Source organism: Arthrobacter sp. G119Y2 (assembly GCF_038069765.1).
In the GTDB taxonomy this organism is placed as follows: domain Bacteria; phylum Actinomycetota; class Actinomycetes; order Actinomycetales; family Micrococcaceae; genus Arthrobacter_B.
Map to the genome: position 1 here is coordinate 343600 of NZ_JBBPFS010000003.1, position 23917 is coordinate 367516.

General features: G+C 64.5%; 38 protein-coding genes. 35 read left to right on the forward strand and 3 right to left on the reverse strand.

From position 1 onward, the window contains the following. Positions 1-16: 16 nt before the first annotated feature. The 16 genes from WKB88_RS08100 to WKB88_RS08175 all read left to right on the forward strand — a co-directional run bounded on the left by WKB88_RS08100 (position 17) and on the right by WKB88_RS08175 (position 7805). Complete coding sequence (locus WKB88_RS08100) at positions 17-286, forward strand: helix-turn-helix transcriptional regulator (RefSeq protein WP_341394025.1); 270 nt, start codon at positions 17-19, stop codon at positions 284-286. After that, positions 283-492 (forward strand): hypothetical protein, encoded by a 210-nt coding sequence (locus WKB88_RS08105; protein WP_341394026.1) that lies wholly within the window; start codon positions 283-285, stop codon positions 490-492. Before WKB88_RS08100 ends, WKB88_RS08105 begins: the two co-directional genes overlap by 4 nt. Continuing rightward, positions 489-782 carry a hypothetical protein gene (locus WKB88_RS08110; RefSeq protein WP_341394027.1) on the forward strand — a complete coding sequence of 98 codons (294 nt, stop codon included), beginning with the start codon at positions 489-491 and terminating at the stop codon, positions 780-782. Before WKB88_RS08105 ends, WKB88_RS08110 begins: the two co-directional genes overlap by 4 nt. Further along, positions 779-955 carry a helix-turn-helix domain-containing protein gene (locus tag WKB88_RS08115; protein WP_341394028.1) on the forward strand — a complete coding sequence of 59 codons (177 nt, stop codon included), beginning with the start codon at positions 779-781 and terminating at the stop codon, positions 953-955. Before WKB88_RS08110 ends, WKB88_RS08115 begins: the two co-directional genes overlap by 4 nt. A 69-nt stretch (positions 956-1024) precedes the next feature. Continuing rightward, complete coding sequence (locus WKB88_RS08120; protein WP_341394029.1) at positions 1025-1414, forward strand: hypothetical protein; 390 nt, start codon at positions 1025-1027, stop codon at positions 1412-1414. Beyond that, entirely contained in the window at positions 1411-1593 is a 183-nt protein-coding gene (locus WKB88_RS08125; protein ID WP_341394030.1) for a hypothetical protein, read from the forward strand. Before WKB88_RS08120 ends, WKB88_RS08125 begins: the two co-directional genes overlap by 4 nt. Before the next feature lie 112 nt (positions 1594-1705). Continuing rightward, complete coding sequence (locus WKB88_RS08130; RefSeq protein WP_341394031.1) at positions 1706-2917, forward strand: AAA family ATPase; 1212 nt, start codon at positions 1706-1708, stop codon at positions 2915-2917. Beyond that, positions 2914-3051: a hypothetical protein gene (locus tag WKB88_RS08135; protein WP_341394032.1), complete on the forward strand. Its 138-nt coding sequence runs from the start codon at positions 2914-2916 to the stop codon at positions 3049-3051. The genes WKB88_RS08130 and WKB88_RS08135 overlap by 4 nt, the downstream gene beginning before the upstream one ends. A gap of 9 nt (positions 3052-3060) precedes the next feature. Further along, positions 3061-3711, forward strand: coding sequence for a hypothetical protein (locus WKB88_RS08140; protein ID WP_341394033.1), 651 nt, complete (start codon positions 3061-3063; stop codon positions 3709-3711). Continuing rightward, a complete protein-coding gene (locus WKB88_RS08145; protein ID WP_341394034.1) occupies positions 3708-4277 on the forward strand; it encodes a hypothetical protein in 570 nt (189 codons plus the stop codon). The genes WKB88_RS08140 and WKB88_RS08145 overlap by 4 nt, the downstream gene beginning before the upstream one ends. A gap of 301 nt (positions 4278-4578) precedes the next feature. Further along, entirely contained in the window at positions 4579-4941 is a 363-nt protein-coding gene (locus WKB88_RS08150; protein WP_341394035.1) for a hypothetical protein, read from the forward strand. Next, entirely contained in the window at positions 4938-5282 is a 345-nt protein-coding gene (locus tag WKB88_RS08155; protein ID WP_341394036.1) for a hypothetical protein, read from the forward strand. The genes WKB88_RS08150 and WKB88_RS08155 overlap by 4 nt, the downstream gene beginning before the upstream one ends. Positions 5283-5284: 2 nt before the next feature. Then, entirely contained in the window at positions 5285-5860 is a 576-nt protein-coding gene (locus WKB88_RS08160) for a single-stranded DNA-binding protein (protein ID WP_341394037.1), read from the forward strand. A 204-nt stretch (positions 5861-6064) separates the two neighbouring features. Next, positions 6065-6400 carry a hypothetical protein gene (locus WKB88_RS08165; RefSeq protein ID WP_341394038.1) on the forward strand — a complete coding sequence of 112 codons (336 nt, stop codon included), beginning with the start codon at positions 6065-6067 and terminating at the stop codon, positions 6398-6400. Next, a complete protein-coding gene (locus WKB88_RS08170; protein ID WP_341394039.1) occupies positions 6397-6552 on the forward strand; it encodes a hypothetical protein in 156 nt (51 codons plus the stop codon). Before WKB88_RS08165 ends, WKB88_RS08170 begins: the two co-directional genes overlap by 4 nt. Before the next feature lie 14 nt (positions 6553-6566). Beyond that, entirely contained in the window at positions 6567-7805 is a 1239-nt protein-coding gene (locus WKB88_RS08175; protein ID WP_341394040.1) for a DNA cytosine methyltransferase, read from the forward strand. A 5-nt stretch (positions 7806-7810) separates the two neighbouring features. Here WKB88_RS08175 and WKB88_RS08180 read toward each other — a convergent pair whose 3' ends face one another. After that, the gene (locus tag WKB88_RS08180) at positions 7811-8404 is read right to left on the reverse strand and encodes a DUF4145 domain-containing protein (RefSeq protein WP_341394041.1); all 594 of its coding nucleotides are present in this window, start codon (positions 8402-8404) and stop codon (positions 7811-7813) included. Positions 8405-8525: 121 nt separating this feature from the next. Between WKB88_RS08180 and WKB88_RS08185 the strand changes: the two genes are divergently transcribed. The 8 genes from WKB88_RS08185 to WKB88_RS08220 all read left to right on the forward strand — a co-directional run bounded on the left by WKB88_RS08185 (position 8526) and on the right by WKB88_RS08220 (position 12226). Then, entirely contained in the window at positions 8526-8870 is a 345-nt protein-coding gene (locus WKB88_RS08185; protein WP_152221753.1) for a hypothetical protein, read from the forward strand. A 177-nt stretch (positions 8871-9047) separates the two neighbouring features. Next, entirely contained in the window at positions 9048-9440 is a 393-nt protein-coding gene (locus tag WKB88_RS08190) for a hypothetical protein (RefSeq protein ID WP_341394042.1), read from the forward strand. Then, complete coding sequence (locus tag WKB88_RS08195) at positions 9437-10111, forward strand: DUF4326 domain-containing protein (protein WP_341394043.1); 675 nt, start codon at positions 9437-9439, stop codon at positions 10109-10111. The genes WKB88_RS08190 and WKB88_RS08195 overlap by 4 nt, the downstream gene beginning before the upstream one ends. A 350-nt stretch (positions 10112-10461) precedes the next feature. Further along, on the forward strand, positions 10462-10668 hold the full coding sequence (locus tag WKB88_RS08200; RefSeq protein WP_341394044.1) for a hypothetical protein: 207 nt from the start codon (positions 10462-10464) through the stop codon (positions 10666-10668). A 95-nt stretch (positions 10669-10763) separates the two neighbouring features. Then, positions 10764-11162: a hypothetical protein gene (locus WKB88_RS08205; RefSeq protein WP_341394045.1), complete on the forward strand. Its 399-nt coding sequence runs from the start codon at positions 10764-10766 to the stop codon at positions 11160-11162. 97 nt (positions 11163-11259) lie between these two features. After that, positions 11260-11694 carry a hypothetical protein gene (locus WKB88_RS08210; RefSeq protein ID WP_341394046.1) on the forward strand — a complete coding sequence of 145 codons (435 nt, stop codon included), beginning with the start codon at positions 11260-11262 and terminating at the stop codon, positions 11692-11694. Further along, complete coding sequence (locus WKB88_RS08215) at positions 11691-12011, forward strand: hypothetical protein (protein ID WP_341394047.1); 321 nt, start codon at positions 11691-11693, stop codon at positions 12009-12011. Before WKB88_RS08210 ends, WKB88_RS08215 begins: the two co-directional genes overlap by 4 nt. Beyond that, positions 12008-12226: a hypothetical protein gene (locus WKB88_RS08220; RefSeq protein WP_341394048.1), complete on the forward strand. Its 219-nt coding sequence runs from the start codon at positions 12008-12010 to the stop codon at positions 12224-12226. The genes WKB88_RS08215 and WKB88_RS08220 overlap by 4 nt, the downstream gene beginning before the upstream one ends. A 4-nt stretch (positions 12227-12230) precedes the next feature. Here WKB88_RS08220 and WKB88_RS08225 read toward each other — a convergent pair whose 3' ends face one another. Further along, positions 12231-12872: a hypothetical protein gene (locus WKB88_RS08225; RefSeq protein WP_341394049.1), complete on the reverse strand. Its 642-nt coding sequence runs from the start codon at positions 12870-12872 to the stop codon at positions 12231-12233. A gap of 138 nt (positions 12873-13010) precedes the next feature. Then, positions 13011-13226: a hypothetical protein gene (locus WKB88_RS08230; protein ID WP_341394050.1), complete on the reverse strand. Its 216-nt coding sequence runs from the start codon at positions 13224-13226 to the stop codon at positions 13011-13013. Positions 13227-13255: 29 nt separating this feature from the next. On the opposite strand from WKB88_RS08230, the gene WKB88_RS08235 reads away from it, so the two are divergent. The 11 genes from WKB88_RS08235 to WKB88_RS08285 all read left to right on the forward strand — a co-directional run bounded on the left by WKB88_RS08235 (position 13256) and on the right by WKB88_RS08285 (position 23871). After that, entirely contained in the window at positions 13256-13483 is a 228-nt protein-coding gene (locus WKB88_RS08235) for a hypothetical protein (protein ID WP_341394051.1), read from the forward strand. An 82-nt stretch (positions 13484-13565) separates the two neighbouring features. Beyond that, entirely contained in the window at positions 13566-14246 is a 681-nt protein-coding gene (locus tag WKB88_RS08240; RefSeq protein WP_341394052.1) for a hypothetical protein, read from the forward strand. After that, complete coding sequence (locus tag WKB88_RS08245) at positions 14239-14850, forward strand: HGGxSTG domain-containing protein (RefSeq protein ID WP_341394053.1); 612 nt, start codon at positions 14239-14241, stop codon at positions 14848-14850. Before WKB88_RS08240 ends, WKB88_RS08245 begins: the two co-directional genes overlap by 8 nt. A gap of 169 nt (positions 14851-15019) precedes the next feature. Continuing rightward, positions 15020-15796, forward strand: a complete 777-nt coding sequence (locus WKB88_RS08250) for a hypothetical protein (protein WP_341394054.1) — start codon at positions 15020-15022, stop codon at positions 15794-15796. Between the two features lie 839 nt (positions 15797-16635). Next, positions 16636-18141 carry a phage terminase large subunit gene (terL, locus tag WKB88_RS08255; protein ID WP_341394055.1) on the forward strand — a complete coding sequence of 502 codons (1506 nt, stop codon included), beginning with the start codon at positions 16636-16638 and terminating at the stop codon, positions 18139-18141. Positions 18142-18156: 15 nt separating this feature from the next. Beyond that, complete coding sequence (locus WKB88_RS08260; protein WP_341394056.1) at positions 18157-19677, forward strand: hypothetical protein; 1521 nt, start codon at positions 18157-18159, stop codon at positions 19675-19677. Then, positions 19674-19901 carry a hypothetical protein gene (locus tag WKB88_RS08265; RefSeq protein WP_341394057.1) on the forward strand — a complete coding sequence of 76 codons (228 nt, stop codon included), beginning with the start codon at positions 19674-19676 and terminating at the stop codon, positions 19899-19901. The genes WKB88_RS08260 and WKB88_RS08265 overlap by 4 nt, the downstream gene beginning before the upstream one ends. An 84-nt stretch (positions 19902-19985) precedes the next feature. Further along, positions 19986-21041 (forward strand): phage minor head protein, encoded by a 1056-nt coding sequence (locus WKB88_RS08270; protein ID WP_341394058.1) that lies wholly within the window; start codon positions 19986-19988, stop codon positions 21039-21041. A gap of 179 nt (positions 21042-21220) precedes the next feature. Continuing rightward, positions 21221-22441: a hypothetical protein gene (locus WKB88_RS08275; RefSeq protein WP_341394059.1), complete on the forward strand. Its 1221-nt coding sequence runs from the start codon at positions 21221-21223 to the stop codon at positions 22439-22441. Positions 22442-22443: 2 nt separating this feature from the next. Continuing rightward, positions 22444-22794, forward strand: a complete 351-nt coding sequence (locus WKB88_RS08280) for a DUF2190 family protein (RefSeq protein ID WP_341394060.1) — start codon at positions 22444-22446, stop codon at positions 22792-22794. A 12-nt stretch (positions 22795-22806) separates the two neighbouring features. Then, complete coding sequence (locus WKB88_RS08285; RefSeq protein WP_341394061.1) at positions 22807-23871, forward strand: phage major capsid protein; 1065 nt, start codon at positions 22807-22809, stop codon at positions 23869-23871. Positions 23872-23917: the final 46 nt, after the last annotated feature.

The window sequence follows — 23917 nt, forward strand, 5'->3', positions numbered from 1 at the left end:
TATCGGAGATATGTGGATGGAACTCATCGATTCCAAGAAGTTGCGGAAGCTCATGGTTATTCAGGATGTCTCCCAGCGAGAGCTGGCCATAGCAGCCGGATACAAGACCCACAGCTACCTTGGCCGACTGCTCCGCGGTGACGTCAAGACGCTGAACACAGATCCCGCGCTCCGAATCGCCCACTACCTGGGCGTACCGAGCGACGATCTTTTTTTGACCAAGATGTCCACGGATCATGGGTCAGCCGTCCATAAAAAAGTATCCAGGCAGAGGATCGCAGCGTGAGCGGCTGCGAGTCGATCACCCAACGGATTCGCAACCTCATCGAAGACGGGAAGACTGCCGGGGCTGCCAGCTGGGATGACTTGCACAACGAGCTCTCAAACCTCGAAGTGGCCGCGCAGCTGCCGCTGACGGAGCCGGACCCCTGGTTCAACATGACCCCCGAACAAATCGCCGAGTACAAGGCGCAGGAGAGGAGCGCAGCATGAGCACTGCCGCAGCCCTAGAGGACACCACATGGAAGGGTGACGCACTGCAGCTGCTCGCCAAGGTCGCCGAGTCTGGCGCTGACTTCGACGCTTACACCCTGCAGGAGGAGCACGGACTCCGGCAGCCTCCGCACCCGAACATGTGGGGCGCACTGTTCCGGTCCGCTTACTCGGCGCAGATCATCACGCCGATTGGCTTCCATCAGTCCCTGCGGCCTGGCCGCTCCGGCGGAGTCTGCCGGATCTGGCGCGGACTCCCGAACGGGACTTACCGGAATGCGGCGCGATGAAGCCCCTGCTCACGACAGCTGAGGTCGCTGAAATGTTCGGGCTCTCCCCTAAGACGCTGCGGAACTGGCGCTGTCTCCAGGTCGGCCCGCCCCACATCAAGCACCGAGGCCGCGTCTACTACCGGGCCGCTGACCTTGACGAATACGCCGCGGCACTGCCGCTGGCTTCCTGACCTACATAACAAGAGAGGCCCCGGGTGGCAGCCCGAGACCTCAAGCCATCGCACAAACAAGGAGTACCGATGACCACCATCCAGCATACAGAGCCGCTGAACCGGATTGAGGCTGACATCGTTGTCCGCCAGCTCACCGGAGAGTTCCACAACCGGCACGGCGTCGACAACAACCAGCACGAGGACAGCACCTTCCGCGACTTCTGCCGCAAGCTCGCCTGGCAGATCGGCGGCAGCGACACCGCCGACTTCCGCGACTACGTCGTGGACGCACTCCACGCATTCGAAGGGCTGATGGACATTTACTGGGGCGACCAGCCGCATGACCGGCGGGACGCATACGAGGGTTCCCTCAACGTGGCGGTGAGCGGCGCGCTTGGTGCTGCCGGCCTCGGCGCCACCGGCATCCTGCGCTACGGCGATCAGCGCGAGGTCTCGCAGCTGCCGGTCGCAGCATGAGGCGGCGCGCAGCGGCCTGGACGGCTGGCCGCCTCCTCGCGGACAGGTTCATCGGCCGCACCGCTCCCGGTAGGCACCACCCCATCTGGGACATGGACCTCGGCCTGCAGCCCACCTCGTTTGGCGGCATGGAAGACCGAACAGGTTTCGCCGCCCTGGCGAAGCGGGTGACCGCATGATCCCGGACAGCGTCATCCTCGCCGCCTTCGCCCTCTCAATCCTCGGCGCCAGCATCAGCTGGGGCCACGCCAAGACTCCCGCAACACCCACCTCTCAGAAAGAAGCATCCAAATGAGCAAGATCATCAAGCTCGAGGCCAACAATTTCAAGCGTCTGCGCGCCGTTGAAATCAGCCCGGACGGCAACCTCGTCGTCATCGCCGGCCGGAATGGCCAGGGTAAGACCTCCGTGTTGGATGCGATCACCGCAGCGCTGGGTGGCACGAGCTCGAAGGCTCTCCCTCGGCCTATCCGTGACGGCGAGGACAAGGCATCCATCGTGCTGGAGACCGAGGACCTGATCGTCACCCGTAAGTTCACCGCCTCAGGATCCACGCTCACGGTGAAGGGAAAGGACGGCGCCACCTTCTCAAAGGGGCAGGCCAAGCTGGACGAACTGCTCGGCCGCCTGTCGCTGGACCCGCTGGCATTCACGCAGCTTTCCGACAAGGAACAGCTGGCCACGCTGATTGACCTGGTCGAGCTGCCGTTCGACCCGACCAAGCTGGAAGCCGAGCGCTCCAAAGTCTTCACCGAGCGCACGGACGTGAACCGCAGGGTGAAGGAGCTGCAGGGGCAGGCCGCCCAGTACACGGTCCCCGCCGACGCGCCGGCGGAGGAACTCAGCGTCTCCGCGCTGCTCACCAAGTACCGGGATGCGGAGGTCCAGCACCGCGAGCTGGCTTCATCGCGACGGACACTCGAAGCAGCTCAGGCCAAGGTCCAAAACCTCCGCGCTCAGCTCGCTGCAGCCGAAGAGGAGCGGAGCCAGGCGCGTGCTTACTTCGAGGACTGGGATGAAGCTGTACTGCCCGACCTCGAGGCGATCCAGTCGCAGATCGACAACGCCGAGCAGATCAACGCCGACGTCCGCGCCGCCCGGGCACTTAGCGAAGTCACGGACCGGCTGACCACACTGCAGGGTGACGCCGAGTTCCTGTCCGCCCAGCTGGCCGCGATCGAGAAGCGGAAGGCCGAGGGCTTGGCCGCCGCAACCTTCCCGGTCGAGGGGCTCGGCTTCGACACCGAAGGCGTGACGTACCAGTCTGTCCCGTTCAAGCAGGCCTCCGGCGCCGAGCAGCTACGCGTCTCCCTCGCCATGGCCATCGCCCTCAACCCCGGCCTCAAGGTGATTCGTATCGCTGACGGCTCGCTGCTCGACTCCACCAACCTGCAGCTCATCGAGGAGATGGCAGTCGCCAACGACTACCAGGTGTGGATCGAAATGGTCGACGAGACCGGCGACTTCGGAATCACCATCGAAGACGGGGCGGTAGCGGCATGAGCATCACCGGATTCGCCTCCGCCCAAGCGGCCTACGACAACGCGGAGCCTGCGAACGACGACGCGGAAGCCGATGCCTCCACGTGCACCTGCCGCCGGCGGGACTGCTACGACTGCGCCGACTACAGCGGATAGGAACCCACCATGAGCGATAAGACCACAGGACTGGCCCGGCTCCGCGAGCCGTTCGCGGCCCATCAGATCAGCAAGCTCCCCAAGCCGTACCGAAAGGACTCCGACCGCGGCCAGTGCCGTGAGTGCGGCGGATACCACGGGCTGCCGGCCATGCACCTGGACTATGTGGGCCACGCCGCCCTCACTGACCGCCTCCTCGAGGTGGATCCGGAATGGACATGGGAACCGGTCGCGTTCGGGCAGGACGGCCTGCCGAAACTCGACGGCATGGGCGGCCTCTGGATCAAGCTCACCGTCTGCGGCGTCACCCGCCTCGGGTACGGCGATGCCCAGGGAAAGACCGGCCCCAACGCCATCAAGGAAGCCATCGGCGATGGCCTCCGGAACGCCGGCATGCGGTTCGGTGCTGCGCTGGACCTCTGGCACAAGGGTGACCTGCATGCCGCCGAGGAGGAGCAGGGCAAGTTCGAACGGCCGGACACGGCGGCCCGCCCCGCGCCGCCGGCCGTGAATTGGCAGCAGGAGCTGGTGAAGGCCCGCAACAACCGTGAGCTGCTCCTGTCTCTCCGCCAGCGAGCCATCGGCATGGAAGCACCACAGGCAGTCATCGACGAAATCGACCGGGCCGGCAAGGCCCTCTCTGAAAGGACAGCAGCATGAACATCAAGGAAGAACTGCGCCGCATGGCCCTCATCAAGGCCTTCGCCGATGCCCTGAATGACTTCACGAAGGACGAGCGCGCCAGCGTCCTTGACCGACTGCTCGAGAAGTACGAGGACGAGGGCACCAAGAGCTTCAACGTGACCCTGCCTGATGGCACGAAAGTCGCCTCGATCACCCTGCCCGAGGGCAAGGCCACGGATAAGACAGTGGATGAGGCCGCCCTGTTCGAGTGGGCCGAGGAACAGGACGGCATCGACGTCGAGGTCATTCCCGCCCAGGCGGAGCGGAAGCTCAAGAAGGTCCGGGCCTCGTGGCTGGCCGACAAGATCAAGCGCGCCATGGAGGGTGACGACGGGGACCTGGTCGACATCGACAGCGGCGAGGTCATTCCGGGCATCAAGCGGATCCCGGGTGCGTCGCCGTCGTCCTTCACTGTCCGGTTTGCCACGGATGGCCGGGAGAAGCTGGCCACCGCGTACCGCCGCGGCGAGCTGAACGAGCTGGTGGACGGCACAGTCCTGCCCCAGATTGAGGCGCCGCTGGAACACCGAGCAGCGGCATGAGCCTGCCGGTGTGTTCGGTTCACCACCCTTCCTGCGGCGCCTGCGGAGGAGAAACCCGCTGGGATGAGTACTTCTTTTGCGAGGACTGTGGACTCAACTACGGCGATGGTGAGGACCAAACCGAAGCAGAGTTCAGCGATGAGGAAGCCACAGCATGCGAAAACCCATGTGAGAACCACTGGCACGGTCCGCACAAGATCCGTCAGGGCTGGACATATAGCTGCCGCCCGTGCGCCCTTCCAGCCGGACACACTTCCGACCACTGGACAGACTGCCAGCTGACCGAGGTGGAGAAAACGCCATGAGCTTAGATGTGCTGAACCCGGTCAACATTGAGCAGCGGATCCGCGACATCAGCGCACGCATCGCCAACAGCGCCGGCGTCTGCAATGAGCGGTACACCGCGTTCCTCGACGCTGACCGGGACTACGACCAGGCGTTCGCCCGGGCATACATGGCTCACGAGGGGCCAGCTCACGAGAAGAAGTACCACTCCGAGTTGGCCACCGAGACGGAGCGAGCAGCCCGGGACATTGCGGACGCCGCATACAAATACGCGGACCGGCTCGCCAAGGCACTGGAATCGGAGCTGCGGGCTTACCAGTCCATCGGCGCCAGCGTGCGGGCCATGTTCGGAGTAGCTGGCCGGGGTGAGGGCGCATGAACGGCCGGGCGTTCGCCAAGTACCTGGCCCGGGACCTGCACTGCCCGTGCGGCTGCGTCGGAGTGGAGGACACCTTCGTCCCTCAGCACCGCGCCGGCCGCGGCATGGGCGGCAGCAAATCCCTGGATGTCCCCTCCAACATCATCGTCATGTGCTCGCGCCTGAACGGGCTGATCGAGTCCGACGCCCGGTACGCGGAGACGGCCCGCCGCTACGGCTGGAAGCTCCACCGGTGGGAGGACCCGGCCACCATTCCGTTCTACGACCTGGTCACCGGCGAGTGGAACCTGATCGACAACGAATTTATCCGACGCATCACCGTCAAACGAGAGGCCGCATAACCATGGCTGGCGAAACAATCATCACCGTCGTAGGCAACCTGACCAATGATCCGGAGCTGCGTTTCACTCCGTCGGGCGCTGCGGTTGCGAACTTCACCATCGCGTCGACTCCGAAGGTCTTCGATCGGCAGGCCAACGAGTTCAAGGACGGCGACACGCTGTTCCTCCGCTGTGCGGTCTGGCGCGAGGCTGCTGAGAACGTGGCCGAGTCGCTGACAAAGGGCACCCGCGTCGTTGCCCAGGGGCGGCTCAAGCCCAACAACTACGAGACCAAGGAGGGCGAGAAGCGCACGGTCATGGAGTTGGAGGTGGATGAGATTGGCCCGTCTCTGCGGTGGGCGTCGGCCAAGGTCACTCGGGCCCAGCGCGGCAACGGCGGCCAACAGCAGAGTCAGTCGTTTGGCGGCCAACAGCAGCAGGGACAGCAGTTCGGCGGTGGCCAGCCGTTCGGCGGCAGCCAGCAGGGCTTCGGCCAGCAGAACCAGCAGCAGGGTCAGCCTGCGCAGGACCCCTGGGGCGGCCAGCAGACCGCCGGCGGCTTCGGGGGCCAGCAGAACCCCAACGATCCGCCCTTCTAGCCCACCCCTCTTTCGTTGTGCCGCCCGTCTTGCCTGACGGGCGGCACCCTTTCCACCCCCAGGAGAAACAATGTCAGTTCCCACGCTCGCCCTTCGCCCGCCCGTCGTTATGCCGCCCAAGCGTCAGCGCGCTTCCGTCGCGAATCAGTGCACCAGCTGCGACCACCCGCTCACCGAGACCGGGGAATGCAGGGGGTGCTCCGAATGACCTACGTCCGCGGCGCGTCGAAGGCGCAACCAACCCGCGTCCTCCGCTCCTTCGAGGTCCAGATCATCGAGGCGCGGAATCACCTGATCGGGTTGCAGCGGCAGATCGCCGCATCCAAGTCCGAGGCATCGCACGTTCGGCAACTCGCACTTAGGGCCCGGCTCCGGAACGCAGTCCCCTACAGGCCCATGACGCCCGAACAATTCCAAGCCGAAGCACGGCGCTCCTATGACCAGGCAATGAGGCTCCACCCGGAAAACGTGCTGCTGGGCAGCCAGCGCCTCGCGGAAGCAACGGCCGAAGCCTACGAAACCGAAAGGGCAGCCGCATGAGCATCATGGCCACCCGCATCCTGCCCACACGGGAACTACGCAGCGAAGAGCACATCTGCCGGCGCTGCGGCATCGACTTCAACGGCCGCGCCAACGCCGAGTACTGCACGGACTGCCGCTGGCACGTCAAACGATCCACCAATCAGAATTAAGAAGCGAGCATCAAATGAGTCTCACCCTTACCGACATGTTCTGCGGCGCCGGCGGCAGCTCCACCGGAGCCATCATGAACCCGGGCATCGAAGTGAAGCTGGCCCTGAACCACTGGCAGCGCGCAATCGACACCCACCAGCACAACCACCCGGACGCTGACCATGCGTGCGCCGACGTCCAGCACATCGATCCCCGCTATACGCCGAAGACCGACCTGCTGTGGGCATCACCGGAGTGCACAAACCACTCCAATGCCAAGGGGAAGAAGCGGCCCAGCAACGACGCGCTGCTCTTCACCGACGGACTCCCTGATGAGGCCGCAGAGAGGTCCCGCGCCACAATGTGGGACGTACCCCGGTTCGCCGAGCAGCATAACTACCAGGCGATCATGACGGAGAACGTAGTCGAGGCCGGCAAATGGGGCCCGTTCCCCGCCTGGCTCTACGCCATGGAGACGCTCGGATACGAGCACCATCAGGTCTACATGAACTCGATGCACGCCCAGGCGTTCGGCCAGGGCGCCCCGCAGTCCCGCGACCGGATGTACGTCATCTTCTGGAAGAAGGGAAACCCGCGGCCGGACTTCAACAAGCTGCGCCCCTACGCCGAGTGCGCCAAGCACGGACGGGTACAGGCCATCCAGGCGTTCAAGGGCCAGCAGTGGGGAAAGTACCGCACTCAGTACCACTGGCGCTGCCCGCGCACCGAGTGCCGCAACGCCATCCTCGAACCCGCGGTAGAGGCTGCGGCCACGGCCATCGACTGGTCGCTGACCGGCAAGCGCATCGGCGACAGGGCCAAGCCCCTGGCAGAGAAGACGCTCGGCAGGATCGTCGACGGCCTGAACAAATACCCGGCCGCCGATAACCTGCTGATCACCTACTACGGGAAGTCCACGCCGGCCACCGCAGACCAGCCCTACTCCACATTCACCACCCGGGACAGGCACGCACTCATCGTGCCACTGCGGAGGAACGGCAAAGCCAAGCCCGCGCTGACCATGCCGTACGACACCTTCGCCGCCGGCGGCAACCACCACTCACTCGTGGAGTACGACAGCCCCGAGGTCACGGACGCACTCATGAGGATGATCCAGCCGCACGAACAGTCCTGGGGCATGGCCTTCCCTCGGGATTACCAGATCCTCGGAACTATGAAGGAGCGCACCATGCAGGCCGGAAACGCTGTCACGCCGCCTGCGGCGCGGGATCTGGTGGGCATCGTCGCGGAGTCCCTAGAGGCGGCGGCGTGAAGCGATCAGTCCTTTTTCTTCCGTTCGGCCCTGCGCGCCTGGATTGCGGCGAGGCGAGCCGGGCCTTGGTACACCTCGTTCAGGATCTCGTCCATGAGCGCCAGCACCTCGACTGCGTCATCCTGCGTTACCGGGACGTCTATGTCTCCATGAGCCATATCGTTGCCAAAATGTCGCACCTCATGCGCGACCGCCTTGATATGTTCGCGAATGAAATTATTCTCCACCATCTCGTCAATCTTCGCCTCCAGCGTCCCCTTCGTGATGCCCTTGTTCTTCGCCGTAGCTTCAATCACGGTGCGGGCCATCAGAATGGCCGACATGTAGCAACTAACACTGCAGTTTTTGTGGGCCTCGGAAGCTGCGTCAGCGATGTGCCGGGGGACATCCGGAAAGTCTTGTCCTTCAAGGAAATCCGGGGCCCACATGTCTGGCGCGTTGACTTCAAAGAAATAGTGGAAGGCATGTCGATCATTGCTTGTCGGCTGGCTGTCCGAATGAACGCTGCCGACAGAAATGGCACCACAGTTGTCGCAGAGAAAGGGAGCTTGAACAAAGAAGTCCGAGGTTCTGGATCTCTTGGCTATCCCCGTTTCCATAAGAGTCAGGTGTCCTGGCACGCCGCACCAGCCACACTTAGCTACAGCCACCGGTTCTCCGCTCTATTCGTCCGCGTATGTCTAAGCGATAGTACGCACCCATCTGGAGGTGTCATACCCAATGGCGTGGTTTAACGCGGACGACAAAATGCACTCCCACCCGAAGCCGCGGAAGGCCGGCCTGGAGGCTATGGGTCTGTGGTTGGTCTGCGGCACATATTGCACGGATTACCTCACTGACGGGGTCGTGCCGGCCTGGTACGTGGACTCGTGGCCGAAGGGTAAGCAGCTGGCTCAGAAGCTCATCAAGGCCGGGTTCTGGGTGGACGACGAGGAGGGCTACAGGTTCCTCTCGTGGGACGAATACCAGCGCACGAAGAAGCAGGTCGAGATTGATAAGGCCAAGGCTAGGGAACGGAAAGCGGCATGGCGGCAGAACAGGAATGGAACGGAGGAGGAACAGTAATGTCCCGCATGTTGTCCCGTGGGACAGAACGCGTCCGGAACGCGTCAGGAACAATGCCCAAGACCAAGACCAAGACCAAGTACTTAAAACTCACCTTCTGGGGGTGGTTGGCTTTTCAAGAATCTGGGGAGACAAGCAAGCAATCGTTCAGGACATTACGCGTGAGGAGACGGACGCTTGCCTGCTGAAATTCCTCTCACACAGCTCCAAGCGACCCACCTGGCGAACATCCTCCACCAGCTCCGACCCGAGTGGGGCATCAACTCGATGATGACCCTGTTCGGCAACAACCGGGACTTCGCCCCGTTCCCCGCACTGGTCGAAGCATCCGTGAAAGTCGCCAGGAACCCAGCCAAGAAATACCCGAACGTCATCTTCATGACCGGCTCCCACTGGGACACCACGGCACCGGACATCGGAGCCCAAGCCCCAGCAGGACCACCCTGCGAAGACCACGACACCGAGCCAGCACACAACTGCCGGTCCTGCATCGCAGATACCAAAGTCGGGCAGAGGCCCATCACCCACATCGGCAAGCACTACACACCAGAAAGCGAGACAGCAGCATGATCCCTCAGAGAATCCAGCGCCAGCGCACGAAGGGCTGGCGGAAGCCGGAAGGCGCCGTCTATGTCGGCCGCGGCAGCAAGTGGGGCAACCCTTACGTGGTCGGTAAGACGCAAGTCCGCATGCCCGCCAGCGACGGCGGTGACTGGGAGCGGGAAGGGCGTCTCCACAAGCGCAGTGGCGAGCAGCACGCCTTCTTTCACCCCGGCTCGACGTATGAGGCCCCGATCATCACCATGCACCAGGTGGAGGATGCGACAGCCGAGCAGTGCGTGGCGATGTACCGCTCCTACGTCACCGGAGCCTTTGACCTGATCCGATACAGGCACGAACCGATGGTGGAAGACATACGCACGGAGCTGGCCGGCAAGGACCTGATGTGCTGGTGCCCGCTCAGTCAGCCCTGCCACGCGGACGTGTTGCTCGAGCTGGCCAACGGCGATCGGCTGCCCGTGGGAACGCCCGTCCTGTTCTGGCCCGGCGCCAGGGTGGGAGAAGGCCGCCGATCAGCCACCCGCACACCGATCTGGAAGATGGGCGACGGCACCGAAGTCGTCTCCGTCGAGGGCTACCCCGGTGGCATCGCACTCACGCACATCCAGACCCTCCCCGTAGGGGCAACCACCACCGGTCTAGACCAGACCCCTAGCACCACCCCGGAGGCCCGTTCGTGAACCCTGCACCGTAACCCATGCCTGCACTATGGCCTGTCAGTCGATACCCTGACGCCTGACAGGCCACCGACCCTCGGTTGGGATGATTCCCCATCTCGACCCAAACGAACCCCGCACAGAGGCGCACAGCGCCGGAACGGAATGGACATGAAGAAGGCCCTCGCAACACTCGCCATCGTCGCGACACTCGCACTCACTGGCTGCGCGTCCGGGAATCCTGATGCAGGCGTCGGCGAGTCCACACGCCTCCGCGATCAGCACATCAAGCTCAGAGACGGGAGGACAGTCACATGCGTGATGTACGCGGATGGATCACTCGGTGGCCTCTCCTGCGACTGGGAGGCTGCCCGATGAGCAAGCCACTGGAACTGACAATCTACCCGCACAACCCGAAGCACCTGAACACCAACTGGCTCACGATGTACGTCACCCCGAACGGACCGATGGCGGCCGGGCGCTCCGGGATCCTCCCCGCGGCGAAGCACCTCACGGACGCCGAGTTGGCCGCGGAGTATTGGGCGCCCATCTTCATCCACTTCCCTGATCCGACGGTCTGAGATCGGGACTACGCGGGGACGTCGGCGGAGATGAGCCGGCGCAGCGACACCCTCCACCGCTTCGCCACCAGCCCGCACTACTTCGAGGCGGACCAGTGACCGCCCGATCCTGGTCGATCATCCTGCCGTGGGCGACTCCCCCGGTGAAGCCGAACGGCGGGCACGGGAACGTCTACGCGCATGCGGCGAAGGTGAAGCGGACCCGGCAGACCATGGGGCTCCTCGCCCGGCAGGCCGGCATCCCGGCGCTGCACCGGTGCCGGGTTGAACTCACGTGGTTCGTAGCCGACCGGATCCACCGCGACGTCGACAACCTCGCCTGGACACTCAAACCGCTCTGCGACGCACTGGCCGGCACCAAAGCGTGGGACCACCAGATCGTCCCGAACGACACCCCCGAATGGATGGAGAAGCCCATGCCGTCCATCGTCTACCGGCCCGGCGAACCCAAAGAAATGGTCCTAACCGTGACCGAGATATTGCCTGACAGTTGATGCTTTATGGACTGCCAGTTGATAGACTGGAACCCTCTCCCGGACCCCGCGGGTGCCAGACACCACCCGCGGGGCCTCAACAAGAAAGCAGCTCACCATGACCGAGCCGAGCACCAACCAGCGCGACGACCTGGCCCCGAACCTGGTTACAGTGACGCTCTCCCCTGAGGCGGAGGACCGGACGGTCTACTTGCCAGCCACAGACCAGTGCAACGAGATGGTGCGCGACCTCGCCGCGGCGTATGGGGACCTCGGCACGGCCACCTCTGCGGACGTCGAAGCAGCAGCCGCGCTCCTGGCCGCCGGCTACCGCAAGCCCCGCACCATCACGACGGTCGAGGAACTGGATACGCTGCCTGTTGAGGCGGTTGTCCGGTCGCACGTTGGTGTGGTGTGGGAAAAGGGCGAATTTCCCGATGAGCCGGAGTTTCCTTTCTGGACCACTCCGGGCACTAACCACGAATACCCCGCCAGCCACATCAGCCTCCCCGCCACCGTCCTGTGGGAGCCAGAAGCCGAGGCCACCCGATGAGCGCCCGCGACGAGCTGGCGCGGGATCTCAAGTCCATCGAAGCCACACAGACATCCCTCGAGCACACCCTCAGCTTCCATGCCTGGACGGCAGAAGCGCTGATCGCCAAGGGCTACCGCAAGCCCCGCACCATCACCACGGTCGAGGAACTGGATGCGTTGCCCCGCGGGTCCGTCATTCGCGACGGTGACGAGGAGCTCATGGAAAAGACCGACATCGGGTGGTGCTGCTGGGTCTACCTCGAAGGCTTCCTGTCCAGCGAATTGGCCCTCCCCGCCACCGTCATCCACGAGCCGGAAACCGAGGCCACCCGATGAGCGCGGGCGAGACGGCGCAGGACTATCTCGACCAGCACATAACCCCTGAACAGAAAGCCGACGTCGAGGCCTTCTTGGAGTCCCTGCCCGAGCCTGAAGGAACGATTCAGGAAGTCATCGCACGGGCCCAGACGGAAGCAATGGAAGCCGCCCTGGCAGACCCGGAAGGCCACGCACTCGTGAAAGCCATCCACGACCGGAAGGTGGCAAGTTGAAGTGTCAGCCGACAGTTGCACTTGCGTCAGATGCCACCACCAGTGAATGCACCGCTTGATCTAGACGCTCCGCGTTCTCTTGAAGACCCTCCAACGCTGCAGAACGAGCGCTCGGAGGGTCCAAGTACCAACCCAGCCCAAAGTTCGCGACTAACCGCACCATCTCGTTCAATATGGACCTCACCGCAGTGTGGAGGGCTTCGAACTCTCCCGCCTCTTCCTCTTTCGTCATGGAAACGACAACGCCCGCACCACCAAGGACGCTGGCGCAGCTCAGCAAGACCGACGCATGGTTCCTATCCCCTGTCTCCAATGCCCATCGAAAGGAGGCTGCGGTGAATGAAACAGTCGTTCCCCTGATGAGGTCAGGATCAGTACCCACCCCATACGAGATGAACTTGTTTGTGATACCAATCAAGTCGGTCATGGCAGCTTTTTCACGGGCCAAGGCCGACTCATTCCGCTGGACCTCTAGCTGCTCCTCAACCAACGCCTGCTGGTGCCTATTCGAGCGCCTCAGTACCACCACAGCCACAAGGGCAGCAACGCCCGCTGAGACAAGTGCACCCGCCGTCCCCGACCAGAGTTGGACCCATACGCCTTCTGTAATTCCCCACAAGTCCCCCAGGACTATTCCGCGCAACATGCGCCTGAGTCTACGGGAGGTGCGCTGATGGGCGCGCTTGTCACCGTCATGGTGTCCCCGCACCTCGCTGACGGGTGCACCGTCGCCAAGGACGCCGCCGCCGCGCTCGTGGCGGACGGGTGGAGGAAGCCCGAGCGGTTACCGGGATTCGAGAGCGGCGAGCACCCTACGGCAGAACCCAATCACGGCCAGCACGAAGCCGACCAGGATCGTCCCGCCGACGAACACGCTCAGGGACCCGCCGGAGTTGATAGCCAGGAAGGCGATGACGATACCGATAAGAGCAATCAGAAGGCCTGCGGCGATGAGTCCCGAGCCCGGACGGTTGGTCTTAGTTTCCCCCACGTTATTCATGGGCCGAGCATAGCGCAGGATGTAGCTCCATGAGCGACGCCAAGGAAGTCATCCGGCGCATCGAACGCGACCAGGAACGGGACTGGCAGGCCGCGTACATCCGACTCCTGCCACGTGTCCCGGAGCCCACCCGCACACCGGGGTGCACCTGCGACTGGATCGAGGAGAAGCTGCTCTGCGTCGCTGAACCCAAGCACATCCACACCCGCTACGGGGAAGACTGCCCTGACCACAAAAAACCGGAGAAAGTGCCGTGACCATCGCTGCACAGCTCGACGGCTGGACCGCAACCCGCGCATCCTGCGAAGGAAGATCGTACCCTTTCGGTAGGCTCAACGAGTGATCACACCGCCAACCCTATTAGCACAGACCACCGAGCCTGCCGCTTCTGCTGAGACACCGGAACTCGTCCTTGCTGTTGCCCTCATCGGTGTCCTTGGCATCGCACTGGGCGGAGTCATTCAGCTCATCACTCAACGATGGGCCATCATGCACGACCGCATGGTTGCAATGCGCCAGGAGGTCTCGCGCCTGGGACAAAGCGTCAGCAGCTACACATCGAACATGGTTCAATCCGCTCGCGTCATAAGCGGCATCCGAGATGAGTTCATCAAAGAGCTTGAAAAGGATTCGAGCGCGAAATTAGATCTTGACGAAGACTATTGGAGCCGACTAGGCGAGGCCTTCTTTAATTCATTCAGGGACACCCAGGAGATCTCCACGGCCCTACAGAGCGCAAGTGATTACCGAATAAGTGCTCAGGCGACGGAAGTCCATATCCTTCTGGTTGATACTCATAACGAGGTAGCAGAAATGTTCACCGGCGAGTTACACCTCACCGAGAATGAAGCCAAGGAGCGCCAACGTAAGTTGAACGATGCAGCAGCTGTCCTATTGAACATGACGGGGCCGAGATGGTGGGAGCGACATTGGCGCTTTCGGTCTGCGCGCAGGGCTCAACGCATACTAAGTCGCGGCCGGGAGAAGCGAGCAAAAGCGAAAGTGGTTAGCCGTGGTTGACCCTTGCGGCGCCAAGAAGCGTAGCGGTGACCCGTGTGGCGCAGCTCCGATGAAGGGGCAGCGTCGCTGCGCCCGCCACGGCGGGAAGTCCCCGCAGGCGAAGAAGGCAGCCGAGCGCCGGCTGGCCGAACAGGAAGCGACCAGGAACATGGAGAAAGCCGTCAGAACCCTAGGCATCACCGACAAATACCAGGACGTGGACCCGGGCAAAGCGCTGCTCGAGGAGATCAGCGTGACCTACGCGCATGTGCAGTGGCTGCGGGAGAAGGTCGCCGAGCTGGACGGCGATGACCTGGCTTGGGGCAAGGTCTCCCATGAGGAGGGCGTCGGCCCCGAGGGCCCCATCGACAAGATCACCGAGAAGGCCGAACCGTCCGTCTGGTACCAGCTGTACCTCAAGGAGCGGGAACACCTGGTCAAGGTCACCACCGCAGCGCTCAAAGCAGGCATCGAGGAGCGCAAGGTCCGCCTCGCAGAGTCCCAAGGCGAACTCGTCGCCCGCGTCATCCGCGGCATCCTCGAAGCCCTCAACCTCACCACCGACCAGTGGGCGCTCGTGCAGACCGTCGTCCCCCGTGAACTGCGGGCTCTGGCCGCTGAATAAAGCATGGGATATGGCCTAATAGTTGGCGGTTTATGGCGTGACAGTTGATAGAATGGGAGGTATCGGGCGACGGAATTAGGGGAAGCATGACGGAGCAGGGAATCACGACGGGCGCAGCGACTACAGGGCAGGTGCCGGCATGAGTCCCTGCGCAGCCCCACGCTGCAGCGTGCCCCTCAGTGACGGCATCACCCTCTGCCACGACCACACCACCAGCCTGGAGGAAGCCCTGCGGGAGGTTCCCGGCGCGTGGCAGAACATCTACGTGTCAGCATGCAAGCTCGACGTCGGCGCCGGCAGTGTCGGCGGCATGGGCGGGGAAGCCTCCGGCAGTGAACCCGCGAACCTGGACGCACTCGACAAAAGCGACCAGATGCTCGTGGTCCTGCGCGGCTGGGTGGCACTCATGCCCGGGCCCACCCCGCACGGAACCGCACCCGCACTGGCTGGCTGGCTCGTGGGTCAGCTCGAAACACTGCGCCGGCAGGACTGGGCCGCCGACCTGCTGCAGGAACTCAGAGACGCACTCAATGCCTGCGCCCACGCAACCGACCGGGCAGGTGCCAAAGTATTCGCCGGCATGTGCCCGACCGTGACCATGGAAGGCTCCTGCGATACGCCGCTCTACGCGCAGCCAGGCCGACCCTACTCCCACTGCCCCAAATGCAAGGCCGCGTGGGACGTGACGGACTGGCGGGAGCGCGCCCTGGCCGCCTCAGAATTCCACTCAGGCACCGCGGCTGAGATCTCCCGCATGCTCTCAGATCCCGTCACCCGGGAAGCTCTCCCCCAGGCCACCATCCGGCAGTGGGTCCGCCGGCAGAAGCTGGACCCCTTCGCCTGCGACGTGGCCACCCGCCGGAACCAGTACCTCGTCTCCGATGTGCGCACCCTGTGGGCTGCAACGAAGGCTGCCGGCTACAAGCGTGCACAGCTAGTGGCCTGACAGGAAAGATCGCATGGCCCAGTAGTTGACAGTCGCAAAACTGTCACGTACGTTTATTCCATAGTGCGAGTTGTGGCTCTGAGACCAGCCCCCGCACGCACGAGGCCCCGCCGGTTCCCCCATGACCGTGGGGCCTCCCCCATTCTGGGGTGTTGTTGCGTCAAGCCCGGCCCACGGAACGCTCACTTCCGGGTAAGGCCGTTCGGCGGTCCCCTGATCGTGGGTCTTTCTGCCGCTGCCAAGAACGCGACCTGCGCAACAACACCCAAAGCTTGACGGCGAAAACCCCCGGCCCACCCACACGATGCAGCGGGGCGAGTGAGTAGCCGTCAACCAAATTTCACAGGAGGACCCATGCCTTGGTGGGCTATTCCACTTCTGACCGTGGGCGTCTTCGTAGGTGCTGCGGTCGGGCTATTTCTCGGCTGGTGCGTCACGCGCCTGTTTGGCTGGGACTAAGAAGCAGGGCCAACCGAAAGGTAGGTGGCTGTATCTACGCCGCTCGTCGAGAGACGCCGGCACCCAACCGCCTTTGGGCAAAAGGAAAGCGGGCCACCCGTCGGTGACCCGCTCAATCGCTCCTGAACTATCTAGCCGCCATCGGCTGGCCTGTCATAGTCCACTCGGTGATTACATGACTCTTCGGGCAGCGAGGCCTGCCAATGCGCCGCATTTCCATTCGAGGAACCATTCCGCCATCGCTGGCGATGTCCCAGTTCTCGTATAACTGCTCGCCACACTTCGGGCATTTGTACTCTGACACGCGACGTTCCATGGGTCCCCCTTGGTGAATTACAGACGGAGCGAGCATAGCCGAATATGAGGAGGCTCCAGTGGCCATGAGCATGGCTTGGGCCGAGCACGCGGCCCGCATGTTCGAGCCGCCGGCGCCGCCCAAGTGGCACACCCCGGGCGATATGGCTAAGGCCCTGGACCCGAAGACCGTGCAGACCCCAGCCTTGGACCTGATCGACGCCGCCCTGGTCGAAGCCTTCAACACCCCGGACTCGCGCCTCATCATCAGCATGCCCCCGCAGGAGGGTAAGTCGCAGCGAGCTTCCCGCCGCTTCCCGCTCTGGTGCCTCACCCAGAACAATGAGCTGCGCATCGCCATCGCCTCCTACGAGTCCAACGTGGCCCGCCGCTGGGGCCGCGCCATCCGCGACGACATCACCACGCACGGCAAGGAGCTGGACCTCACCGTCCGCGCCGACCTCGCCGCCCAGCACGAATGGGCGCTCGAAGGGCACGAAGGCGGCGTCTACACAGCAGGCATCGGCGGCGCACTCACCGGCCGGCCAGTGGACCTCCTCATCATTGACGACCCCATCAAGGACCGCGAGCAGGCCGACTCCGACACGTACCGGGAGCGCGCCTGGGACTGGTGGACAGACACCGCCCTTACCCGCCTCGCACCCGGGGCGCCCGTCATCCTGATCCTGACCCGCTGGCACGCCGACGACCTCGCAGGCCGCCTCCTCGCAGCCGAGGACGGTAAGGACTGGAAGGTAATCAACATCCCCGCCGAAGCGGACCACCGCCCGGAGAAGGGCGAAACGGACCCGCTCGGCCGCACACCCGGCGAGTTCATGGAGTCCGCCCGGCGCCGCACACTCACCCAGTGGGTCAAGCGCAAGATCGCTTCCGGTGCACGCACCTGGGCCAGCCTCTACCAAGGCCGGCCCTCCCCCGACGAGGGCGGCGTGTTCCCGGCCGAGTGGTCCCGCTACAGTGCTCCGCTCTGGACAGTGCAGCCCGACGGCGCCCACATTGTGCCCGGTATCGGCCGTGACGATCACGAGCTGGTGCAGTCCTGGGACCTCGCGTTCAAGGACACCAAGAGCAGTGACTACGTCGTCGGCCAAGTCTGGCTGCGCGTCGGCGTCAACGCTTACCTGCTCGACCAGGTGCGGGCCCGGTTGAACTTCACGGCCACCTGCCAGGCCATCAAGGACATGTCCGTGAAGTGGCCGCAGGCTGTGGCCAAGTTCGTTGAGGACAAGGCCAACGGGCCGGCAGTGATGAACGCGCTCAGCTCGCAGATGGTGGGGCTCATCCCTATCGAGCCGGAGGGCAGCAAGTATGCCCGCGCCTCCGCCGTCTCGCCTCTCGTGGAGTCGGGCAACGTGCACCTGCCCGAGGCTGATCTGCTGCCCGGCGTGGAGGAGCTGATCGAGGAAGCGAAGAACTTCCCGAACAGCGCCCACGACGACACCATCGACGCCATGTCGCAGGCCGTGAACCGACTCCTGCTCATGCCGCTCACCGCGGCCATGAACGACGTCATCGAACCGGACGAGTACGAATTCCAGAACGCCCACGGGTGGAGCATTTCGCCCTACTAATCAGAGGAGGCCCGCATGGGTAAGATCGCCCAGTTCTTCGGACTCCAAGAGGCTGCCACAATCGACGAGGGCGCGCTGGCTACGGCTGAGTACCGCGCCGAGAAGCTCAACGAGTCCATGGCGCAGATGCAGCTGGCCATGGAGGACATGGGCTGGGAGAAGCTGACCAACCAGTTCGCTCAGGAGTTCACCCGGGACGGACTCAAGCGCGCCGCCGAGCTGTCCCGCATGATGGCCATCGTCAACCCGCTCATCAAGCGTGGGCTGGCGATCCGGGCCTCCTACGTGCACGGCCAGGGCGTGGGCATCACGGCCCGCGCCGACGGCAACGAGGGTGCGCAGGACGTAAACGCCGTCGTGCAGGACTTCCTCGACGACGACACCAACCGGGCCGCGCTCACGGGGCATCAGGCCAAGCTGCGGCTGGAAACCTCCATCGGCACGGACGGCAACATCTTCATTGCCCTGTTCACCAACCCGCTCGTCGGCAAGGTGCAGGCGCGCACGCTCCCGTTCGATGAGATCACGGACAAGGTCACGCTCCCCGGTGACCGTATGGTCACCATGTTCTACCGGCGCGACTGGACCGAGAACGGGTCCCCGCACACGGCCTACTACCCGGACATCCGGTGGCGGCCGCTGACCCGCACGAAGTGGTACACCGATGTACACAGCCGGTACCCGATCATGTGGGACTCCCCCGTCTACCACCTGCAGGACAACGGCCTCGACGGCTGGAAGTTCGGCATCGGCGACGCCTACGCCGCGCTCCCCTGGGCTCGCGCCTACAAGGAGTTCCTCGAGGACTGGGTCCTGCTCATCAAGGCCCTGTCCCGCATCGCCTTCCAGATGTCGAAGTCCAAGACACCGCTCTCCCAGCAGCAGCGGGCAGCCTTCCAAAACATGCCAGCCGGATCCACCGCGCAGGTGGGCGGGGACCAGAAGATCGAGGCCGTGCCCAAGACGGGCGCGACCATCGACTCCGAGTCCGGGCGCCCGGTCGCCACCATGGCCGCCGCCGCGCTCGGGGTACCCGTCACCACCCTGATGGCTGACCCGGGACAGACCGGCGCCCGCGCCGTCGCCGAAACCCTGAACCAGCCCACCATGCTCGAATTCAAGGGCCGACAGGAACTCTGGACCGAAGCACTGCGCGCCATCCTCGGCTACGTCATCGACCAGGCCGTCATCGCACCGCGGGGCCCACTCAAGGGCACCGTGACCCGAGAGCAGAACACGCTCACCGTGCAGCTGGCCGGCGACACTGACCGGACCATCGACTTCGAATGGCCGGACATCAACGAGATGCCCGTCGAAACGATCATGAAGGCGCTCGTGGACGCGGACGGCACCGGCAAGATGCCCCCGCTCGTCACCCTGCGCCTCATGCTTCGCGCCCTCGGCGTGCGGGACGTGGACGAAATCCTGGACGACCTGACTGACGACGACGGCAACTGGATCGACCCCGAAGCCAACGCCGGGGACCAAGCCGTGCAGGACTTCCGCCGCGGCGAGAACAAGGAGGCAGCACGATGACGGTATCTCTGGTGCTGCTCGCGCTGCTCGTCATCATTCTCTGGGTCATGCTGGTGGCCACATCTGGCGAGCTGCGTGCAGCCCGCGTCCAGGCCGAGTCCGTAGAGCGGTCTCTCCGCTATGGGCAGCAGTGGGGCGGCAAGCGGGATGACGAATGGCTCACGGATGAGGAAGTCCCTCCACCCACGCAGCTCCCGACACCGCCCGTATGGTTCCGGCGGTGAGTCGGCCCCGCTTCACAGTTCAGGGCAAGTGGGGCCGGCACGCGGCAACCGAGTTCGAACTCATCGAGGATCTGGAGGACACGGATGGCGATCACCTCGACAACCCTGGCCCTCCTCGCGGCACGCCGGCAGGAAGTGGATCAAGTCCTCGCAGACCTTGACCTCGCGCTCATCGGCGCTTGGGTGCAGGCATGGGATGACCTCTCCGTCGAGTTCGACGCGGCCTTGGCAGACCTGATGCTAGCCGCCAAGGACGGGCGCGTCACTGGCTCGCAAGCCGCCAAGAATGTTCGGCTGCGCAAAGCCCTGTCGCTGGCTGTGGAGCGTTTGGACGAACTGTCCCAGCTGGCCACGGTCAGTGCGCAGGCCGACGTCCTCCGGATGGCTCTCGCTGCGGCGCAGTCGCAGATTGATGTGGCGCTCTCCCAGCTGCCGCCGGCGGACCGCGTCGCTGTACTGCCCACGTTCACGCGTGTCTCGGATGCGACTATGGACGCCATCGTCGCCCGCACCACGCAGAACATTGCGACCGGCCTGCTGCCCCTTACCGACGACGCCGTCGCCGTGATGAAGCGGAACCTCATCCGGGGCATCGCCGTCGGCGAGAACCCCCGCGCCGTGGCCCGCCGCATGCTCCGGCAGGCGGAGCAGGGCTTCAACGGCGGACTCACCCGGGCCATGACCATCGCCCGCACCGAGATGCTGGACGCCCACCGCGCCGCCGGCAAGGCCGCCGACATGGCCAACACGGACATCACCACCGGCTGGATCTGGGGCGCCTCACTGGATGCGCGGACCTGCCCCTCCTGCATCGCCCAGCACGGACAGCTGCACACGCCGGACGAAGACGGGCCCCTGGATCACCACTGCGGCCGCTGCGCCCGGATCCCGAAGACGAAGACGTGGAAGGAACTCGGCTTCAACATCGAGGAACCCGCGGACCTCATGCAGGACTCCCGCGAATGGTTCGACGGCCTCACCGACGACACCAAACGCCAGATCATGGGCGCCGAGCGGCTGGAACTGCTCAACTCCGGCGCCATCAAGTGGGAAGACCTCTCCACTAGGCGGACAACGGACGGATGGCGCGACGCCATGCACGTCACGCCTGTCAAAGACCTCCGGGGCCTCGCCGCTTAGTCGTGCCGCGACGGCGTGTAGCTCAACGCCCCACACCAACGGCACACCTGAGACATCCTGCCGCCCGTGAAGTCGAGCTGCAGACCGTGCAGCACCCATTGGTGGCCGGGACACTCGCCCGGGCCGTCGTTCGCATCATCAGCGGTCACCCGCCAATCGTAACCCTCAAGGAGGCCCTCGTGGCTGTACTAATCACAGAGTCAGTCGACACCCTGACTGGCACGCTCGAGAAGACGGGCGCGAAGCGTTTCCGCATCAAGATCATCGACGAGGGCGTCGGCTCGTCCGGCACCTACCCGGCGGCGACACTCTTGCTCGCAGCGAAGGAAGGCATCTTCGCCAAGGGCCTGCACATGTACCTTGACCACCCGACAGCGGTCGAGTCCATGGACCGCCCGGAGCGCACAGTGAAGGACCTCGCCGCGGTCCTCGATGGCCCCGCCGTGTACGAGTCAGGCGCTCTCTACGCGCCCATCAAGGCCTACTCTGCACACGCAGCCACCATCGAAGAGATGAAGGACGACATCGGCGTCAGCATCCGTGCCAGCGCCGAGGTCGAAGCCGGCCCGACCGGGGAGCGGATCATCACCCGCCTCGTCCACGCCGAGTCCGTCGACTTCGTCACGAAGGCCGGCCGCGGCGGCAAGGTCATGGAAGTCCTCGAATCCGCACACGCCCGCATGGTCTCCGAGGCCACCGCCTCCGACATCGAGAACTGGCTCGAGCGCGCCGTCCAGGCAGCGCACGGCGGCCCGGGGCGCGGCGGGTACGTGTATGTCCGCGACCACGACGCCGAGTACGTCTACTACCGCACCTACTCCGAGGTCGACGACAAGCGCATCCTCTACCGCGAGGGCTACACGCTCGGCGACGGCGACGTCACCCTCGCCGGTGACCCGATCGAGGTCAACGCCGAAACGGTCTATAAGCCCGTCTCGCCCGCATCCCCCACCCCGGCCAGTGAGGCCCCCAAAGATTCCCCTCCGAACCCGGCTGGGGTAACCGAAAACAGGAAGGAGCCCACCGTGGCTACTACCAACATCGAGGAGTCCGAACTGTCGGTCCTCCGTGCAGACGCCAGCCGGGCCGCCGCGCTGGAAGCAGAGAACAAGACCCTGCGCGAGTCCGCCGTGAAGGCTGACGCCGCCAAGATCGTCGCCGAAGCATTCGACGGCATCGACGCTCCCCGCACCATCGCCCGCCTGGCCGAGTCCTACAAGCTCACCGAGTCCGGCCAGCTGGACAAGGCCGCGCTGACGGCCGAGGCCGAAGAGTCCGCCGCTGAGTGGAAGGCCGCCCACGGCGAAGGCACCGTGTCCGGCGTCGGCAACACCAGCGGCATCACCGAGTCCATGACTCGCACGGACGACGACATCATCAACGCTCTCGGAGGCAACTGAACATGGCAAAGAACCAGCGGCAGCGCCACGCGCTGCACATCACCGTCCCCGTCCCCGCGGGCGTCAAGTCCGGCCAGCCCGTGAAGGTGGGCCAGATCTGCGGCGTAGCCATCATCGACCGGGAGGCCGACGGCACGGCCACCCTGTGGCTGGACGGGTCCTACGACCTGCCAGTAGCCGGAGCGGTGGCCACCTTTGGCGCACCGGTCTACATCAAGGCCGACAACACCCTCACCGCCACGGCGACCGGCAACTTCCTCTTCGGCACCGCGCTGGGGACCAAGGGCGCCGGCACCGGCTCACTCGAAGTAGCCCCCATCGGCTACACCACCCAGACCGCCGCTGGCGCGTAAGGAGAACCACCAATGGACCTCGTAAACGAAGGGTTCCGCAAGGCACCCACCTATCAGGAACGCGTCTTCGAAGCCGCGCAGCTGTTCGCCAAGGGCAAGTCCGGGGCGAGCCCCCTCGCCCAGGCCGTGCTTCTGGAGGCGTTCTCCACTTTCGACTTCCCCGTCCTCCTCGGAGCGGCGTTCTCGAAGCAGGCCGTGCAGACGCAGAAGGACGCCGTCAAGGAGTTCGAGCCGCTGCTGGTCGACGTTACCGTCGACGACTTCAACCGCCACAAGCTGGTGGACCTGTGGTCCGGCGACGCCTACGAGACGGTCAAGCAGGGCGCCGAGTACAAGCAGGGCACCCTCAACGAGACCGAGCTGGACCACGGCGCCGGCAAGCACGGTAAGAGCTACGGGCTGACGTGGGAGCTGCGCCGCAACCGGCAGTTCTCCGCTCTGGCCAACTTCCCGAAGTTCCTGGCCAACGGCTCCATCAAGGGCCAGAACAACGCCGTCGCTGACCTGCTGGTCAAGGACAACGGCTGGAACGCCGGCCTGTTCAAGGACGTCAAGACGGTCAAGTTCAGCCCTGAAGCACTCGACGCCGCGCTCAAGGAACTCGCCGTCCGCGAGAACCACCGCGGCGAGCTGGTGGACGTCTCGGATCTGGTCCTCGTGCACGGCCCCGCCCTGCGCACCGAGGTCAACCGGGTCCTGCTCGCCGCAGAGATCGAGCTGCAGGTCACGGACGGCAACAAGGTCACCAAGACCCGCCAGACGAACCCGTTCCGGAATGTCGTGACGCCGCTGGAATCCCGCACCATCGGGCAGCGCCTCGGCGCCGGTCAGGCCACGGCTTGGGCACTGGTTCAGGGTAAGACCTCGGATCTGCCCTCCATCATCCGCACGCTGCTCTCGGGCGAGGAAAACGTGGACATCCGCGTCAAGACCGACCAGGGCCAGCGTGTAGGCGGCGGCGCCGTATCTGTTGAGGACGGCTCGTTCAACGACGACACCATCTGGTTCCGCGGGCGCGACGTCTATGGCATCGACCCGGGCTTCACCCCCGGCGTTTGGGCGTCCGCCGGCGCCTAGCACCACCAGGTCCCCGCGCTGACGAATAGGGCTAATCAATCCCAGC

What these genes read in the sequence shown, in the direction of transcription:
- WKB88_RS08100 (WP_341394025.1), top strand. Translation starts at nt 17, where the DNA reads ATGGAACTCATCGATTCCAAGAAGTTGCGGAAGCTCATGGTTATTCAG.
- WKB88_RS08110 (WP_341394027.1), top strand. Translation starts at nt 489, where the DNA reads ATGAGCACTGCCGCAGCCCTAGAGGACACCACATGGAAGGGTGACGCA.
- WKB88_RS08115 (WP_341394028.1), top strand. Translation starts at nt 779, where the DNA reads ATGAAGCCCCTGCTCACGACAGCTGAGGTCGCTGAAATGTTCGGGCTC.
- WKB88_RS08120 (WP_341394029.1), top strand. Translation starts at nt 1,025, where the DNA reads ATGACCACCATCCAGCATACAGAGCCGCTGAACCGGATTGAGGCTGAC.
- WKB88_RS08125 (WP_341394030.1), top strand. Translation starts at nt 1,411, where the DNA reads ATGAGGCGGCGCGCAGCGGCCTGGACGGCTGGCCGCCTCCTCGCGGAC.
- WKB88_RS08130 (WP_341394031.1), top strand. Translation starts at nt 1,706, where the DNA reads ATGAGCAAGATCATCAAGCTCGAGGCCAACAATTTCAAGCGTCTGCGC.
- WKB88_RS08135 (WP_341394032.1), top strand. Translation starts at nt 2,914, where the DNA reads ATGAGCATCACCGGATTCGCCTCCGCCCAAGCGGCCTACGACAACGCG.
- WKB88_RS08140 (WP_341394033.1), top strand. Translation starts at nt 3,061, where the DNA reads ATGAGCGATAAGACCACAGGACTGGCCCGGCTCCGCGAGCCGTTCGCG.
- WKB88_RS08145 (WP_341394034.1), top strand. Translation starts at nt 3,708, where the DNA reads ATGAACATCAAGGAAGAACTGCGCCGCATGGCCCTCATCAAGGCCTTC.
- WKB88_RS08150 (WP_341394035.1), top strand. Translation starts at nt 4,579, where the DNA reads ATGAGCTTAGATGTGCTGAACCCGGTCAACATTGAGCAGCGGATCCGC.
- WKB88_RS08155 (WP_341394036.1), top strand. Translation starts at nt 4,938, where the DNA reads ATGAACGGCCGGGCGTTCGCCAAGTACCTGGCCCGGGACCTGCACTGC.
- WKB88_RS08160 (WP_341394037.1), top strand. Translation starts at nt 5,285, where the DNA reads ATGGCTGGCGAAACAATCATCACCGTCGTAGGCAACCTGACCAATGAT.
- WKB88_RS08165 (WP_341394038.1), top strand. Translation starts at nt 6,065, where the DNA reads ATGACCTACGTCCGCGGCGCGTCGAAGGCGCAACCAACCCGCGTCCTC.
- WKB88_RS08170 (WP_341394039.1), top strand. Translation starts at nt 6,397, where the DNA reads ATGAGCATCATGGCCACCCGCATCCTGCCCACACGGGAACTACGCAGC.
- WKB88_RS08175 (WP_341394040.1), top strand. Translation starts at nt 6,567, where the DNA reads ATGAGTCTCACCCTTACCGACATGTTCTGCGGCGCCGGCGGCAGCTCC.
- WKB88_RS08180 (WP_341394041.1), bottom strand. Translation starts at nt 8,404, where the DNA reads ATGGAAACGGGGATAGCCAAGAGATCCAGAACCTCGGACTTCTTTGTT.
- WKB88_RS08185 (WP_152221753.1), top strand. Translation starts at nt 8,526, where the DNA reads ATGGCGTGGTTTAACGCGGACGACAAAATGCACTCCCACCCGAAGCCG.
- WKB88_RS08195 (WP_341394043.1), top strand. Translation starts at nt 9,437, where the DNA reads ATGATCCCTCAGAGAATCCAGCGCCAGCGCACGAAGGGCTGGCGGAAG.
- WKB88_RS08200 (WP_341394044.1), top strand. Translation starts at nt 10,462, where the DNA reads ATGAGCAAGCCACTGGAACTGACAATCTACCCGCACAACCCGAAGCAC.
- WKB88_RS08210 (WP_341394046.1), top strand. Translation starts at nt 11,260, where the DNA reads ATGACCGAGCCGAGCACCAACCAGCGCGACGACCTGGCCCCGAACCTG.
- WKB88_RS08215 (WP_341394047.1), top strand. Translation starts at nt 11,691, where the DNA reads ATGAGCGCCCGCGACGAGCTGGCGCGGGATCTCAAGTCCATCGAAGCC.
- WKB88_RS08220 (WP_341394048.1), top strand. Translation starts at nt 12,008, where the DNA reads ATGAGCGCGGGCGAGACGGCGCAGGACTATCTCGACCAGCACATAACC.
- WKB88_RS08225 (WP_341394049.1), bottom strand. Translation starts at nt 12,872, where the DNA reads ATGTTGCGCGGAATAGTCCTGGGGGACTTGTGGGGAATTACAGAAGGC.
- WKB88_RS08230 (WP_341394050.1), bottom strand. Translation starts at nt 13,226, where the DNA reads ATGAATAACGTGGGGGAAACTAAGACCAACCGTCCGGGCTCGGGACTC.
- WKB88_RS08235 (WP_341394051.1), top strand. Translation starts at nt 13,256, where the DNA reads ATGAGCGACGCCAAGGAAGTCATCCGGCGCATCGAACGCGACCAGGAA.
- terL (WP_341394055.1), top strand. Translation starts at nt 16,636, where the DNA reads ATGAGCATGGCTTGGGCCGAGCACGCGGCCCGCATGTTCGAGCCGCCG.
- WKB88_RS08260 (WP_341394056.1), top strand. Translation starts at nt 18,157, where the DNA reads ATGGGTAAGATCGCCCAGTTCTTCGGACTCCAAGAGGCTGCCACAATC.
- WKB88_RS08265 (WP_341394057.1), top strand. Translation starts at nt 19,674, where the DNA reads ATGACGGTATCTCTGGTGCTGCTCGCGCTGCTCGTCATCATTCTCTGG.
- WKB88_RS08270 (WP_341394058.1), top strand. Translation starts at nt 19,986, where the DNA reads ATGGCGATCACCTCGACAACCCTGGCCCTCCTCGCGGCACGCCGGCAG.
- WKB88_RS08280 (WP_341394060.1), top strand. Translation starts at nt 22,444, where the DNA reads ATGGCAAAGAACCAGCGGCAGCGCCACGCGCTGCACATCACCGTCCCC.
- WKB88_RS08285 (WP_341394061.1), top strand. Translation starts at nt 22,807, where the DNA reads ATGGACCTCGTAAACGAAGGGTTCCGCAAGGCACCCACCTATCAGGAA.